This is a genomic window from Staphylococcus pettenkoferi (assembly GCF_002902685.1).
GTDB lineage: Bacteria > Bacillota > Bacilli > Staphylococcales > Staphylococcaceae > Staphylococcus > Staphylococcus pettenkoferi.
This window is the reverse complement of sequence record NZ_PPRN01000003.1, coordinates 1-13324: the sequence shown is the minus strand read 5'-3', so window position 1 is coordinate 13324 and position 13324 is coordinate 1. Positions and strand designations below refer to the sequence as shown.

Sequence of the window (13324 nt, the reverse complement as noted above, 5' to 3'; positions counted from 1 at the left end):
GATCATGCAGAAAGGGGGATGTGTAGTGATTACTGTACTATTTGGAGGAAGTCGTCCAGAAGGCAATACGGCTACGTTGACGAAACAAGCGCTGGAAGGCGTCGAACATACGTGGGTCGATTTAACGGATTATCGATTCAATCCTGTGAGAGATGTGAGACATGAGGATAGCGAGATTCGTGACTATCAAGATGATTATAAAGAGGTCATCGATCAGATGCTAGCGAGTGATATCGTCATCTTTGCGTCCCCAATCTATTGGTATAGTGTTTCTGCCTCGTTGAAAGCCTTTATTGATCACTGGTCAGAGACGCTTGAAGATCCAGATTACGCGCACTTTAAAGAACGATTAGCTGAGATTGATTTCCGACTCGTCATCGTGGGTGGCGATTGTCCGCAAGTCAAAGGAAAGCCATGCTTGAAACAGATTGAGTATAGCTTGGAGTTCTTAGGTGCACGACTTTCAGACTCCATCATCGGCGCTGCAGAGAGACCTGGTGATATTTATAACGACCGCTATGCCCTAGATCACGCTGCACGTTGGAATGGTGATTTGAAAGGGCAATAGAAGACGAGCTGGCTGGTTAAGTGTAAGATATGCAGGATGTAAATAAAAGTAATGCAGCTAACATGGAAAGTGGATGTATGTTACCCAGAATAGCAGGGTGCTCATTTAAAACAGCACTTCAAGGATGAGATGGTATCAGTTCATTATGAACGTGACACGCTCATCCTCGCGGGGGCAGGACGACGAAATCATAGATTTCTGTCCTGCTCCCTTTTTATATCTCAAAGTGGAGGTCATATAGTAGAACGTTAATTTGTGATATAATGTGTCTATTCATAAATTTATCAACCAAGGGGTGTGCGACGATATGACTAACGTGAGAGAAGCCACTCAAGCTGATGTTCAAGGAATCAGAGATGTAGCAACGAAAGCTTGGTATAATACATACCTTAATATTTATGCAGCCACTACGGTTAATGCATTCTTAGAGGCATCTTACAACGAACATAACTTACTTCAACGTCTCGAAGATCAACTCTTCTTAGTGATTGAAGAAGATGACCAAATCATTGCGTTTGCAAATTTCATTCATGGTAAAGAGTTGTACTTATCTGCGCATTATGTCCGTCCTGCATACCAACATCATGGACACGGAGGCGCGTTATTGCAAGCGGGTCTCGATACTTATCGTCAGCGCTATGATACGTTATACGTAGAAGTAGATTGCAGAAATAAAGATGCCGTGAACTTTTACCTCAACCAAGGCTTTGAGCAAGTGCGTGTCTATCAACATACGATGTACGGAGAACTCATGGAGCTCGCACTGTTACGTAAGACTTTAACGCATTGATAAAAGGAGGACCAATTTGACACAATCGACTTATGCTTTCAAACAGTTGCCGGAAGAGAAAGTGTTTAAAGATCCAATCCATCGCTATATTCATGTGAAAGACCAATTAATATGGGACTTGATTAAGACGAAAGAGTTTCAACGTTTACGCCGAATTAAACAGCTAGGTACATTGTACTTGTCTTTCCACACTGCCGAGCACAGCCGTTTCGGTCACTCGCTCGGTGTCTATGAAATCGTGCGTCGAATGATAGACGAGTCATTCTTCGGCAGAGAGGCTTGGGACAACGCAGATCGCCCTTTAGCGTTATGTGCTGCTCTGTTACATGACTTGGGCCATGGTCCGTTCTCTCACAGCTTTGAGAAAATATTTGGAACAGATCATGAAGCATTTACGCAAGCGATTATCACGGGTGATACAGAGGTGAATGAGGTGCTGAGCCGTGTCGATGCTGACTTCCCACAAGAAGTAGCAGATGTCATCAACAAGACACATGACAATAAACTGGTCATCTCAATGATTTCTTCTCAGATTGACGCGGATCGCATGGACTATTTACAACGTGATGCTTATTTCACTGGTGTGTCGTATGGCCAGTTCGATATGGAGCGTATTCTGCGTCTGATGCGACCTTCTAAAGATGAGGTCTTGATCAAAGAGAGCGGTATGCATGCTGTTGAAAGTTTCATCATGAGTCGTTACCAAATGTATTGGCAGATTTATTTCCATCCGGTGAGTCGTGGTGGAGAAGTATTGTTGAACAATTGCTTGCGACGGGCGAAACAATTGTATGACGAAGGTTATCAATTTACAATGACACCAACGGATTTTATCCCATTTTTTAAAAATGAAATGACGATTCAGGAATATGTGGATTTAGATGAAGCGGTCGTCGTGTATTACTTGAAAAAATGGATTCACGAAGATGACCCGATTCTCAGTGATTTGTCACGTCGATTTATCAATCGTGATCTCTTCAAGTATATGCCATTTGATGGCTCTATCATCACAATTACAGAACTAACAGATTTATTTGTCCAAGGTGGTATCGATCCAAATTATTACTTCGTGAGTGAATCATTCTCTGATTTACCGTATGACTATGACCGGCCGGGATCTAATCGTCAGCCGATCCACTTGCTACGACGCAATGGCAAGATTAGAGAGATTAGTAGTCAGTCGCTCGTGATCTCAAGTATTACAGGAATTAACCGGGAAGATTATAAACTGTATTACCCTAAAGAACTCATTGCGAATATTGAAGATGATGAAGTTCGAAATGCCATTATTGGTTTGTTAAATGAGTTAAATTAAACTATTGAATCCAAGCGCTCAGATGTTTTAATATAGTAACGTTGTGACCTCAACGTATACACAGCGAAATACAGTGATTATGAAAGTATAAGTCATTAGTGATATAGATTAAAAAATTGATGCGGAGGTGGAAGAAGATGGCAAACAAGAAAGGGTTCAAGTTCAATATTATTAAAAATGATCCGTTAGACGGTCATAAAGGAACAAATATCGGTTCTATTAGTCTAGATAACGTCGCACCTGTCTTTATCGATGTGTTGAATAAAGAAGCGTTTATCGACATTGGTGGTATGCATGCCCGTGCCGAAGTTGAAAAAGGTGTGAAATGGATTAATGATAAAGAAACGGTTGAAGGCGACGAAGCGAAACCGTATTGGTTGTGCTGGGTAACGACAGAACGCAGCGAACAAGGTCCTTATTACGCAGGTCTAACAGCATGTTATCTCTTAGTGAATAAGAGTATCCGTCGTGGATATAAGAGTATGCCTGAGCATGTGAATATGATGGATAAATCGATGAAACATCACATTGTGATTGATCAAATTGGTGAAGAGAACAAAGCGATTCTCAAAGCATTTTTACAAGAACATAACCCAGAAATGTGGGCAAACTCTAAAGATGAGTTGCATCAAGCCTTTGACTAAGCAGACAGTAAAGGCGACGATATTATAAGAGTGAGGGTGAACGTGGATGGAGAATAACGTTGACATCCAAACGAAACAAGTCGTGAAACAGTTCGGTCAGAAGCAACATTTCAATGCGCAAACGGAAGGTACGTGGCTACAGAAAGGTGCAGAGTACATTCGCTACGAAGAAGATGTAGAAGATGCGCATGTGAATGTCACGCTCAAGATTGAAGAAGCGGGCGTCAAGATTATCCGTAAAGGTGACATCAATATGAAACTCCATTTCATCGAAGGTCAAGAGACTACGACGCTCTATGAGATGAGTGCAGGGCGCATACCTCTGACTGTCAAAACACAATCGATTAAACATTATGTGACCGATCAAGGTGGCAAACTCAAAGTACAATATCAACTCTTTCAAGCAGATGAGAAGATGGGTACGTATCAATACGAAATTCAGTATAAGGAGAAAGAATAGATGAATATTATTGATCAAGTCAAAACGGCGTTGATTGAAGAAATTTCAGCGAGTATCCGTAAAGCAGAACTCGTAGATGACATTCCAGAAATCAAAGTCGAAATTCCTAAAGATGATAAGAATGGTGACTATTCCACAAATATTGCGATGGTTTTAACGAAACTTGCACGTCGTAATCCACGCGAGATCGCTCAAGCAATCGTGGACAACTTCGATACGACACAAGCACACGTTAAAGAAATCGATATCGCTGGACCAGGTTTCATTAATTTCTACTTAGATAACACATATTTAACTGAAGTGATTCCTGAAGCGCTACAGAAAGACGAAGCTTTCGGTCGTGTTGAAACTTCGAAGGACGAAAGCATTTTACTAGAATATGTTTCTGCAAATCCTACAGGCGACTTACATATCGGTCATGCGCGTAACGCCGCTGTGGGTGATACTTTAGCTAACATTCTCGATGCGGCAGGCTATGACGTGACACGAGAATACTACATTAACGATGCCGGCAACCAAATTACGAATCTCGCACGCTCAATCGAAGCGCGTTATTTCGAAGCCCTAGGGGATACGAGTCGTGACATGCCTGAAGACGGTTATCACGGTAAGGATATCATTGAGATTGGTCAAGATTTAGCGGAGAAACGCCCTGAGTTGAAGTCACTTGACGATGCTGAACGCTTGAAGACGTTTAGACAACTAGGTGTCGATTATGAGATGGAGAAATTACGCCAAGACCTCGCTGACTTTAACATTCACTTCGATAACTGGTTTAGCGAGACGACGTTATATGAGAAAGGCGACATCCAAGCTGTGTTAGATAAAATGTCTGACCTCGGCTACACATACGAAGCAGACGGCGCAACGTGGTTACGTACGTCTGATTTCAAAGACGATAAAGACCGTGTATTGATTAAAAAAGACGGTAACTATACGTACTTCTTACCAGATATTGCTTATCACTATGACAAGATCGAACGTGGCAATGATGTCTTAATCGACCTCTTTGGTGCAGACCATCACGGTTATATCAATCGTCTCAAAGCTTCTATGGAAACATTTGGTGTCGACAGTGACCGTTTAGAAATTCAAATTATGCAAATGGTACGTTTAATGCAGAACGGTGAAGAAGTGAAGATGAGTAAACGTACAGGTAATGCTATTACATTGCGCGATATCATGGACGAAGTAGGTATTGACGCAGCACGTTACTTCTTGACGATGCGTAGTCCTGACACACACTTCGACTTTGATATGGAACTCGCGAAACAACAATCTCAAGATAATCCAGTCTACTATGCGCAATATGCTCATGCGCGTATTTGTTCCATTCTGCAACAAGCAGAAGAACGTGGTATCTCTACTTCAGGTGAGTTAGATTTATCACAAATTACGAATGACAAAGCGATTGATTTATTGAAAAAAGTAGCAGAGTTTGAACCGACAATTGAAAGTGCGGCAGAACATCGTGCGCCACATCGCATGACGAACTATATTCAAGACTTAGCTGCACACTTCCATAAATTCTATAATGCGCAAAAAGTACTCACAGACGATGAAGCACAAACGACAGCACTCGTCGCATTATGTGAAACAGTGAAGATTACGTTACGCAATGCGCTACATCTTGTAGGTGTCACAGCACCTGAAAATATGTAAGCGAGTGAGGTTAGTTGAGAGCGGAGAGATGAAATCAATGCGGATTTCAGTTTCCGCTCTTTTGTTATGGGTTTTACTTCATGTGGGTCTGGTCTGATAGTCTTCCGTTTCTTCAACTCTCGGATATTTGTTATGCCTGTGACTTTCTAGGGTATGAAAAACGTAGATGTACTTTGTTGCGAGAGGAGTGAAAAAGCGGACGATGACGCTATCATTGGAGGACTTGTATAAGAAACTATACGCCCATATGGGACCACAATATTGGTGGCCTGCTGAAAGTAAGATAGAAATTATCATCGGCGCTATACTCGTTCAGAATACGAATTGGCGTAATGCAGCGTATGCGATTGAAAGTTTAGCTCAAGAAACAGATTTAGATCCCTATCGTATTACTCAGCTACCGTTAGAAACGTTGCAGACGTACATTAAATCAAGTGGGTTCTACAAGAACAAAGGCCGTGCAATTCAAGAAGTCTTTCGATGGCTAGAACAATTTGATTATGATTACGACAAGATTAAAGTGCATTATGGCGATGCGTTGCGAAAGCAGCTCCTGTCGCTACGGGGTGTCGGCGAAGAGACGGCAGATGTGCTGTTGGTATACATATTTGATGGTGTCGAATTGATTCCTGATAGTTATACACGACGTATTTTGTCAAAATTAGGCTATGCTAATACAGAAAGTTATACCAAGTTGAAGCGACATATCGACTTACCTGCGCATTTTTCAAATCAGGATGCGAACGAGTTTCATGCTTTGCTAGATAATTTCGGTAAAAATTACTTTAATGGTAAAACGGAAGCGCGCTACACCTTTTTAGATGACGACTTTATAGATGACTCAAGAAGTTGAGTAGTGACGTTGTTATATTGGAAGTGCATTTTAAAAAATTGGATAAAGGAGTAGATGGAATGAAATTAAATAAACTATGGTTCGTCTTGGTTGCCGCGTTGCTCATCCTCACGGCATGTGGTTCAAATCAAGACAAAGATTCGCAATCATCAAAAGGGGACAAAGCGAACTATCATCGTATCGTCTCATTGATGCCAAGTAATACAGAAACGTTATACAAGCTCGGATTAGGCAAAGATATCGTGGGTGTCTCTACGGTAGATGACTACCCGAAAGATGTGAAGAATAAAAAGCAATTTGACGCGATGAAATTAAATAAAGAAGCGTTGATGAAAGCGAAGCCTGATTTAATCTTAGCGCATGAGTCACAGAAATCCTCAAGTAAAGATACACTAGATGCCTTGAAGAAAGATGGCGTTAAAGTCGTCTATGTGAAAGATGCGCAATCAATTGATGAGGTCTATGATTCCTTTAAGCAAATTGGAAAGGTGACAGGCAAGCAGAAGAAAGCGAATCAACTTGTGTCTGATACGAAGAAAAAAGTAAATAAAGTCATCGATTCTGTACCGGATCATCAGAAGAAACAGAATGTGTTTATGGAAGTTTCTTCAGATCCTGACCTTTATACAGCAGGACAAGGGACATTCTTTGATGATATGTTAACGCAATTGCATGCAAAGAATAGTTTCCATAACTTAAAAGGTTGGCAGAAAGTAAGCAAGGAAGATATTATTCGTAAAAATCCAGCGATTATGGTCAATACAGCAGGTCAATCTGACAAAGAATATCAACAAATGGTTGAAAAACGTGGCGGTATGAAACAAGTGAAAGCTGTTAAAGATGGTAAAGTGAAATCAGTGAATGGCGACCAAATTTCACGACCAGGGCCGCGTATTGACGAAGGCTTAAAAGAGCTTCGAGACGCTTTGTATGAGTAATAGAAGGTATGTTTGAGAAGTGTGACGTAAGAGCGTGACGGTGGTGCTTTCGCAGAGGTAGCGAACTCGGGTAGGCTGCGTTGGTTGTTCTATACGTGACCGAGTTCGCCCTCATCGTGCTTGTCGCAGTACGTTACTCGCTAAGTTTTGTATCTATGGGGTGAACAGTTCGTCTACAGTCACATCAAACTGGCGCGCGAGTTTAAACGCGAGCGTCAGCGATGGGTCGTATTTATTGTTTTCTATGGCATTAATGGTCTGTCTCGAAACATTGAGATTCTTACTTAGTGTTTCTTGAGACAGGCCATAAATTTTGCGGTAATGACGGATTTTATTTTTCATACTAATGTTCCTTTGATGTGTATTTACGTTTAGTCGTAATATAATTTAAGATAAATGAAATTAAGGCAATAACTAACATGATGAATTCGAAATTATGTTCTGCAAATTGTCGCATAGGTGTATAAGTATTAAATAAACCTAGCATTTTCATTACAGTTGTAATTAGCATTACCGTAACTATAGTATAAAAACTTTTTGCCATAATTTCTACAAACATATAAGCTTGACGTTCATCAAAAGGATGTTGTTTATTTTTTACATCAGAAATTTGAGAGGGTAGATATTTACTCGTTAACATTGACCACCCTAAAAATGCTAAAAATAAAATGATATAACCTATTACTTTCAAGAAAAACACCTCAAATTGTAAAGTTGTTTTGACATTGATAACGTAACAAGCTCAAAATAAAATGTCAAAAGTCTTTTACATCATCGAAAAAAATTGACTATCCGAACTTTGATTTACATACCAAACAGTGTACGTTCTTGATATACTCTCACTAACGAGGAGGTGTAATCACGCACTATGTCACAAGCGAAATCAGTTCTTATATGGCTCATCGTCTTAATCATCAGTATGAGTCTCGGCTTACTCTGGGATATTGGCAACTTACAAGAGCAACTCTCGCAATCTATTCTGTTCCAAGTGCGGATTCCTAAAGTGTTGGAAGCGGCCTTAGCAGGTGCAGGTCTGACGCTTGCAGGGCTCATCTTTCAGACGTTGTTAAACAACCCACTAGCGGATAGTTTCACCTTAGGGCTCGCAAGTGGTGCGACATTTGGCTCTGGAGTGGCTGTGGCGCTCGGTTTGAGTTTCCTGTTGATACCAGTATCATCCATCCTATTTAGTTTAATTACACTGGCACTCGTACTCTTAATGACGCGTCTCATGTCTCGCGGTCATCCGATTCGTACGTTGATACTTTCTGGGATTATGATTGGCGCTTTATTCAATGCCTTCCTATATGTGATTATCGTCTTGAACCAACGCAAGATGAATAGCATCGTCAACTATATGTTTGGTGGTTTCTCCGCTGCAGAATATACGAAGATGAGTTATATCGCATGTGCGTTAGTTATAGGTTTGTTAGTGCTCTTTATCATGCTGCCGCAACTTAAGCTTTTACAATTAGATGAACGACAAGCTGTCTCTCTAGGCTTGCGTTATCAAACAGTAACTTACGTTGCACTTATCATCGCCTCAGTGATTACAGCAATTATCGTCGCTTACGTGGGTATTATCGGCTTTATTGGTATGGTTATTCCGCAATTAGTTCGCCGTATTTATCGCACCAGTCAGTTAGGTACGCAGATGATATTAAACTGTCTTATCGGGGCGAGCGTCATGGTGTTAGCCAATTGGTTAGGTACCACTGTCATTTACCCGATACAAATACCAGCGAGTATCGTTCTCGCACTCTTTAGTATTCCAGTCTTGTTCTTCTTGTTAATATCCGAGCACAAATATACCGACTCGCACGTTTAAGGGACGCATTAAAGGAGAATGATATAGAAAGAAGACGCTTGTATCTTTCTATCGAGATTCTTAGTATAATTTAATCCGTATACATAAGAACCATGTTATAGTTAAGACGCAGTAAAATAACGGACGAGATGAATAGAACAGAAGGTGGTTGAGTCAGATGGACTTATCACAAATTAAAGCGGTCGTCTTCGATTTGGAAGGCACATTATTAGACCGTCGTAAATCACGCGATAAATTTATCGAAGAACAATACGAGCGTTTTCACGATTATTTAGTTCGTGTTCAGCTTGCTGATTTTAAAAATAAATTTATAGAGCTCGACGATGATGAAGATCACGACAAACCTGAATTATACAAAGCAATTATTAAAGATTTCCACATCGATCGCTTGAATTGGAAAGATCTATTTCACGATTTCGAGATGCATTTTTACCGCTATGTGTTTCCATACTACGATACGTTGTACACGCTTGAACGGTTAGCTGAAAAAGGCTATTTAACGGGGGTCATTGCGAACGGCAAATCTAAGATCAAAGCATATCGACTCCATGCGCTAGGGATTGAACATGTCATCAATTACCTCTCGACTTCGCAAACTGTAGGTTATCGTAAGCCGCATCCGAGAATATTTGAGGATATGTTAGAACAACTAGATACGAAACCTGAGGAAACGATGTATGTCGGTGATGACGCACTGAACGACGTAGCCCCCGCCCGTGCAATGGGCATGGTTAGTGTCTGGTTCAAGGAAGAAGATGCTGAATTAGAGCCTTTACCTGAAGAAGTAGACTACACGATAACGACGCTTGAAGAACTATTACAAATATTACCTTTAGACGAAGAACAGAAAGGATGATTGACGCATGAATTTAATGAAGACGAAAGACGATGTGACATTAAACTATAGAACGACTGGAGAGGGCGATGCCATCTTATTATTACATACAGCTTTCGATAATTTCTCAGTCTTTACTGAGTTGGAAAAAGCATTGAGTAGAGATTATCAAGTTGTACTCTTAGATTTACGTGGTCACGGGTACTCAGATAAACTAACATCTATCCAATTTGAAGATTATGCTTCAGATATCAAACAACTCTTGGATAAATTGTATATAGATGATTGTGCTGTTATCGGTCATGAGCTTGGCGCTTCAGTAGCAGTGGCGTTTGCAGCACAGTATCCTGATATGGTAATGTCACTTAATTTAGTTAACCCAACAATCTTAGAAGATAGCTTGCCAGCAGATCGTCTTTATGAACACTATGCACATAAAATCCGTAATTGGGATGAAGAAAAACAAGAGAAATTTTTAGATAAACACTTATATTATTCTAAAAGAGAAGGTAAGAAATTCCTTAAACAAATTAGTGAAACGAATAGTCTTAACACAGATAATGAAAATCAAGCAGTTCGCGATTCATTTATTAATACCAATATTCGTCACTATTTAGGTGAAATTAAGGTTCCGACACTGATTACTGCAGGACAACATGGAGAGCGTACGACGATTGTAGAAGCGAAAGAAGTCGCTGATAACGTGCCGCATGCGCAATTTAAAGTGTTTGAGAAATCCGGTCTTTATCCTTTCGCTGAAGAAAGAACACAATTTTTAAAAGTAGCTGTAGATTTCATTAAAGCGCATGAACCTGAAGGCGCACACTAAGGAAAATGAGCATAGAATAAACAAAGAACAAAGATATAGAAATAGTCTTCGTCATTACTATCGCTAGTTAAGTTAGTGGGAGAACACTATGGAATCAATGGTTCCAGTGTTTCTCCCGTTTTTTAATATAATCTTTCGGTAATAAATCTAAAGAATATTAAAATTTATTGTAATCTAAATGTAATATCACTGTTAATTTAGTAATATTTGTTGTATAATCAAAATAAGCACAGAGATCATTGTTCTAATAAAGGAGAGTGCTTATGAAGAAATTAATTGCAGCAACATTAGTTACTGGATTAGCGATTTCACCTATCGCGTCTGTTTCTGCAAATGCAGCGACAGGAAACTCGATGGATAGTGTGAAGCAAATTGAGCAAGGTGACACAACGCTTGAGGGTGCCACTTTAGGAGACTCAATTCAAACAGTGCTTAAAGAGAACAAGAATCCCGTTTATTCAACTAGTGCAGATGGTAAAGAACATATTTATGAATTCCATAAAGATAATGGTAAATTAGTTGTGACTACAGATGGTAAGAAAGACAAAGGCCACATCACACGTGTTTCAATGAGTTACAATGACACAGATGGTCCATCTTACAAGGATGTTAAGAAACAACTCAGCGATGATGCTGTTACACGCGAGCATTACAATAGCGTGACAGGTAACTTTGGTTATATCCAAGATGATCGTGCTTCTTATCAATTTAGTTCACAATCACCAGATGATAAAAATATCAAACTTTATCGAATCGATATTGGAGAATAGTTAAGCTAAAAATTAGTCGTTAAGAATCTTCCTATAAGGTAATTAGAATAGATAATTTGCAAGTCGGAACGGCTCATACGAAGATATGAGTCGTTTCGGCTTTTCTCGTGCGCTCGGCATCAATAACAACTTATAGGTTAGAGAATGAGGCATAAGGACGAATAATAAGTTCCAATTGGCAGAGATAAGCGTTAACTATATCACGGCAGTATATGAAGTGTTACAATGGGGGTAATGCTTTGTTTATTTAACACCGACGTTCAACAACATGGAATAATGTGATTTGAAGGAGTAAACTATGCGAGTTAATGATAAGGTATTAGTTGAAAATATCAATGATTACTTTACACATAAGGGCTTGTCACCCAATCTCATTGATGATATTAAAATGAAAATCAAGCGAGATTTTAAAAAATCAGAAGCTGTAGATAAAGATTATATTGAATATCGTGGAAAGTCACCAGCTGAAATTATCTTGGTGATTCAACGTAATTTATTTACGTTACAACTCAACCCCGTCATCTTCTTTATCGTGAACTTTGTATTGATATCCTTTTTATACGATAAGCAATATGTTCCATTCCAAGCTGCATCTGGCATCACTATTTTCTACTGTGTCATTGTGTTGCCGTTGTCTATTGCGATTTATGCGAGCATTATTAGGAAGAACTACCTCTATAGCAATAAGATTGAAAGGTATATCGGCATCTTGATAGGCATAGTAGCGCTAGCGCTCATTATATTACATGCCTTTCATTTAGATATGAACATCTATGTTATTACGAAATATGGTCACCAATTTGTCTTCTTTATTGGTATTCTATTCAGTATCTTTAGTGTTTATTACAAACGACTCGAATTTACTGGTTTAGGCTTATTACTTTGTCAGAAGACGATTGATGCGATGATTCAAAGTGCACCAATTGCACAGTTTATTTCAATTGTCATTTGGATATTATTGCTCATCGTTATTATTTACTATACGATTCGTGTTTCTTCACGAAAATAAATTAAATAGGTGTGTATGGTGTTGCGAAGCGGTAGGTGCCGTAGAGACGCGATTCCGTTAAGACCGATATTTCAGTAACGGTCAACTGAGGTTACTTTTATAAGGGTAGGGCGACGAAACTATAAGGATTTCCGTCCTACTCTTTTTGTGTTGATAAAAAAGGTTTCAGAGTGGTTTGAAATCATAAAAAACCACTAGCATGTTCAACGAGAACATGCTAGTGGTAGTCATGTATAATGAATCGAATTAGACTTCGTTTTGATCGTTAGCTTCTTTAATACGATTGTTAACGCGTGTTAATAATTCGTTTGTTTTTTCTCGTTGTTTTGCGTTGACTAAGATAAGCACAGTTCGTTCGTCGTGCTCGTTACGTTTCTTGTCGAAGTAATCTTCTTGAGCAAGATTTTTAACAGCTTTAACTACTTGTGGTTGTTTGTAGTTTAAGTGATTGATAATATCTTTAAGATAGTATTCATCACTTTCGTGCTCACTGATGTAAGTTAATACAGCAAATTCTTCGAAACTTACTGAAAACTCTCGTTTAATAATACCTTTCAATCTGTCTGCGTATGTTACCATCGCTAAAAGTTCAAAACAATCGTTAATTTTACTAACTGCCATGTTGATTCCTCCTCATTTGCCTGCCCATTCGGTGTGTAAAGTGTTCATCACTTTGCAATCGTATCTATCTCTGTTTAAATATTATTTGCAAAATGACACCCATGGTATGGGTATAGATAATATTAAAGACATATATTACCTACGCTATTATTTAATTTATTATAACTAAATAAATTTAGAAAGTAAACAAAAAGGTCTATGT

At 39.3% G+C, this 13324-nt stretch carries 16 protein-coding genes; 13 read left to right on the top strand and 3 right to left on the bottom strand.

The annotated features are described in order from the left end of the window. Nucleotides 1-25: 25 nt before the first annotated feature. The 8 genes from CD126_RS00685 (at nt 26) to CD126_RS00650 (ending at nt 7230) form a co-directional block, all read left to right on the top strand. Nucleotides 26-568 (top strand): flavodoxin family protein, encoded by a 543-nt coding sequence (locus tag CD126_RS00685; RefSeq protein ID WP_049405976.1) that lies wholly within the window; start codon nt 26-28, stop codon nt 566-568. 307 nt (nt 569-875) lie between these two features. Then, complete coding sequence (locus CD126_RS00680) at nt 876-1358, top strand: GNAT family N-acetyltransferase (protein ID WP_002472542.1); 483 nt, start codon at nt 876-878, stop codon at nt 1356-1358. Between the two features lie 16 nt (nt 1359-1374). Continuing rightward, nucleotides 1375-2673 carry an HD domain-containing protein gene (locus CD126_RS00675; RefSeq protein ID WP_002472546.1) on the top strand — a complete coding sequence of 433 codons (1299 nt, stop codon included), beginning with the start codon at nt 1375-1377 and terminating at the stop codon, nt 2671-2673. A gap of 137 nt (nt 2674-2810) precedes the next feature. After that, nucleotides 2811-3317: a YwhD family protein gene (locus CD126_RS00670; protein WP_002472563.1), complete on the top strand. Its 507-nt coding sequence runs from the start codon at nt 2811-2813 to the stop codon at nt 3315-3317. Between the two features lie 46 nt (nt 3318-3363). Beyond that, nucleotides 3364-3777: a YwiB family protein gene (locus CD126_RS00665; RefSeq protein ID WP_049405978.1), complete on the top strand. Its 414-nt coding sequence runs from the start codon at nt 3364-3366 to the stop codon at nt 3775-3777. Beyond that, nucleotides 3778-5439, top strand: coding sequence for an arginine--tRNA ligase (argS, locus tag CD126_RS00660; protein ID WP_049405980.1), 1662 nt, complete (start codon nt 3778-3780; stop codon nt 5437-5439). Between the two features lie 202 nt (nt 5440-5641). Next, a complete protein-coding gene (locus CD126_RS00655; protein WP_049405981.1) occupies nt 5642-6292 on the top strand; it encodes an endonuclease III domain-containing protein in 651 nt (216 codons plus the stop codon). Nucleotides 6293-6351: 59 nt separating this feature from the next. After that, nucleotides 6352-7230, top strand: coding sequence for an ABC transporter substrate-binding protein (locus CD126_RS00650; protein ID WP_049405983.1), 879 nt, complete (start codon nt 6352-6354; stop codon nt 7228-7230). Between the two features lie 153 nt (nt 7231-7383). Here CD126_RS00650 and CD126_RS00645 read toward each other — a convergent pair whose 3' ends face one another. Together CD126_RS00645 and CD126_RS00640 are read right to left on the bottom strand one after the other, a co-directional pair. Continuing rightward, nucleotides 7384-7572, bottom strand: coding sequence for a helix-turn-helix transcriptional regulator (locus tag CD126_RS00645; RefSeq protein WP_049405985.1), 189 nt, complete (start codon nt 7570-7572; stop codon nt 7384-7386). Nucleotide 7573: 1 nt separating this feature from the next. Continuing rightward, the gene (locus tag CD126_RS00640) at nt 7574-7921 is read right to left on the bottom strand and encodes a hypothetical protein (RefSeq protein WP_065428815.1); all 348 of its coding nucleotides are present in this window, start codon (nt 7919-7921) and stop codon (nt 7574-7576) included. A gap of 177 nt (nt 7922-8098) precedes the next feature. On the opposite strand from CD126_RS00640, the gene CD126_RS00635 reads away from it, so the two are divergent. From CD126_RS00635 to CD126_RS00615, 5 genes are all read left to right on the top strand, one after another. After that, a complete protein-coding gene (locus CD126_RS00635) occupies nt 8099-9058 on the top strand; it encodes a FecCD family ABC transporter permease (protein WP_103369881.1) in 960 nt (319 codons plus the stop codon). Nucleotides 9059-9215: 157 nt separating this feature from the next. Continuing rightward, a complete protein-coding gene (locus CD126_RS00630; RefSeq protein WP_049405992.1) occupies nt 9216-9914 on the top strand; it encodes an HAD family hydrolase in 699 nt (232 codons plus the stop codon). Nucleotides 9915-9921: 7 nt separating this feature from the next. After that, nucleotides 9922-10722 carry an alpha/beta fold hydrolase gene (locus tag CD126_RS00625; protein ID WP_103369880.1) on the top strand — a complete coding sequence of 267 codons (801 nt, stop codon included), beginning with the start codon at nt 9922-9924 and terminating at the stop codon, nt 10720-10722. Nucleotides 10723-10985: 263 nt separating this feature from the next. Further along, nucleotides 10986-11492: an SA0570 family protein gene (locus CD126_RS00620; RefSeq protein ID WP_049405996.1), complete on the top strand. Its 507-nt coding sequence runs from the start codon at nt 10986-10988 to the stop codon at nt 11490-11492. A gap of 298 nt (nt 11493-11790) precedes the next feature. Beyond that, the gene (locus tag CD126_RS00615) at nt 11791-12501 is read left to right on the top strand and encodes a hypothetical protein (RefSeq protein WP_103369879.1); all 711 of its coding nucleotides are present in this window, start codon (nt 11791-11793) and stop codon (nt 12499-12501) included. A gap of 246 nt (nt 12502-12747) precedes the next feature. On the opposite strand, the gene sarA is transcribed toward CD126_RS00615, so the two are convergent. Beyond that, nucleotides 12748-13122, bottom strand: a complete 375-nt coding sequence (sarA, locus tag CD126_RS00610; protein WP_002472551.1) for a global transcriptional regulator SarA — start codon at nt 13120-13122, stop codon at nt 12748-12750. Nucleotides 13123-13324 lie beyond the last annotated feature (202 nt).

What these genes read in the sequence shown, in the direction of transcription:
- CD126_RS00680 (WP_002472542.1), top strand. Translation starts at nt 876, where the DNA reads ATGACTAACGTGAGAGAAGCCACTCAAGCTGATGTTCAAGGAATCAGA.
- CD126_RS00670 (WP_002472563.1), top strand. Translation starts at nt 2,811, where the DNA reads ATGGCAAACAAGAAAGGGTTCAAGTTCAATATTATTAAAAATGATCCG.
- CD126_RS00665 (WP_049405978.1), top strand. Translation starts at nt 3,364, where the DNA reads ATGGAGAATAACGTTGACATCCAAACGAAACAAGTCGTGAAACAGTTC.
- argS (WP_049405980.1), top strand. Translation starts at nt 3,778, where the DNA reads ATGAATATTATTGATCAAGTCAAAACGGCGTTGATTGAAGAAATTTCA.
- CD126_RS00655 (WP_049405981.1), top strand. Translation starts at nt 5,642, where the DNA reads ATGACGCTATCATTGGAGGACTTGTATAAGAAACTATACGCCCATATG.
- CD126_RS00650 (WP_049405983.1), top strand. Translation starts at nt 6,352, where the DNA reads ATGAAATTAAATAAACTATGGTTCGTCTTGGTTGCCGCGTTGCTCATC.
- CD126_RS00645 (WP_049405985.1), bottom strand. Translation starts at nt 7,572, where the DNA reads ATGAAAAATAAAATCCGTCATTACCGCAAAATTTATGGCCTGTCTCAA.
- CD126_RS00635 (WP_103369881.1), top strand. Translation starts at nt 8,099, where the DNA reads ATGTCACAAGCGAAATCAGTTCTTATATGGCTCATCGTCTTAATCATC.
- CD126_RS00630 (WP_049405992.1), top strand. Translation starts at nt 9,216, where the DNA reads ATGGACTTATCACAAATTAAAGCGGTCGTCTTCGATTTGGAAGGCACA.
- CD126_RS00625 (WP_103369880.1), top strand. Translation starts at nt 9,922, where the DNA reads ATGAATTTAATGAAGACGAAAGACGATGTGACATTAAACTATAGAACG.
- CD126_RS00620 (WP_049405996.1), top strand. Translation starts at nt 10,986, where the DNA reads ATGAAGAAATTAATTGCAGCAACATTAGTTACTGGATTAGCGATTTCA.
- CD126_RS00615 (WP_103369879.1), top strand. Translation starts at nt 11,791, where the DNA reads ATGCGAGTTAATGATAAGGTATTAGTTGAAAATATCAATGATTACTTT.
- sarA (WP_002472551.1), bottom strand. Translation starts at nt 13,122, where the DNA reads ATGGCAGTTAGTAAAATTAACGATTGTTTTGAACTTTTAGCGATGGTA.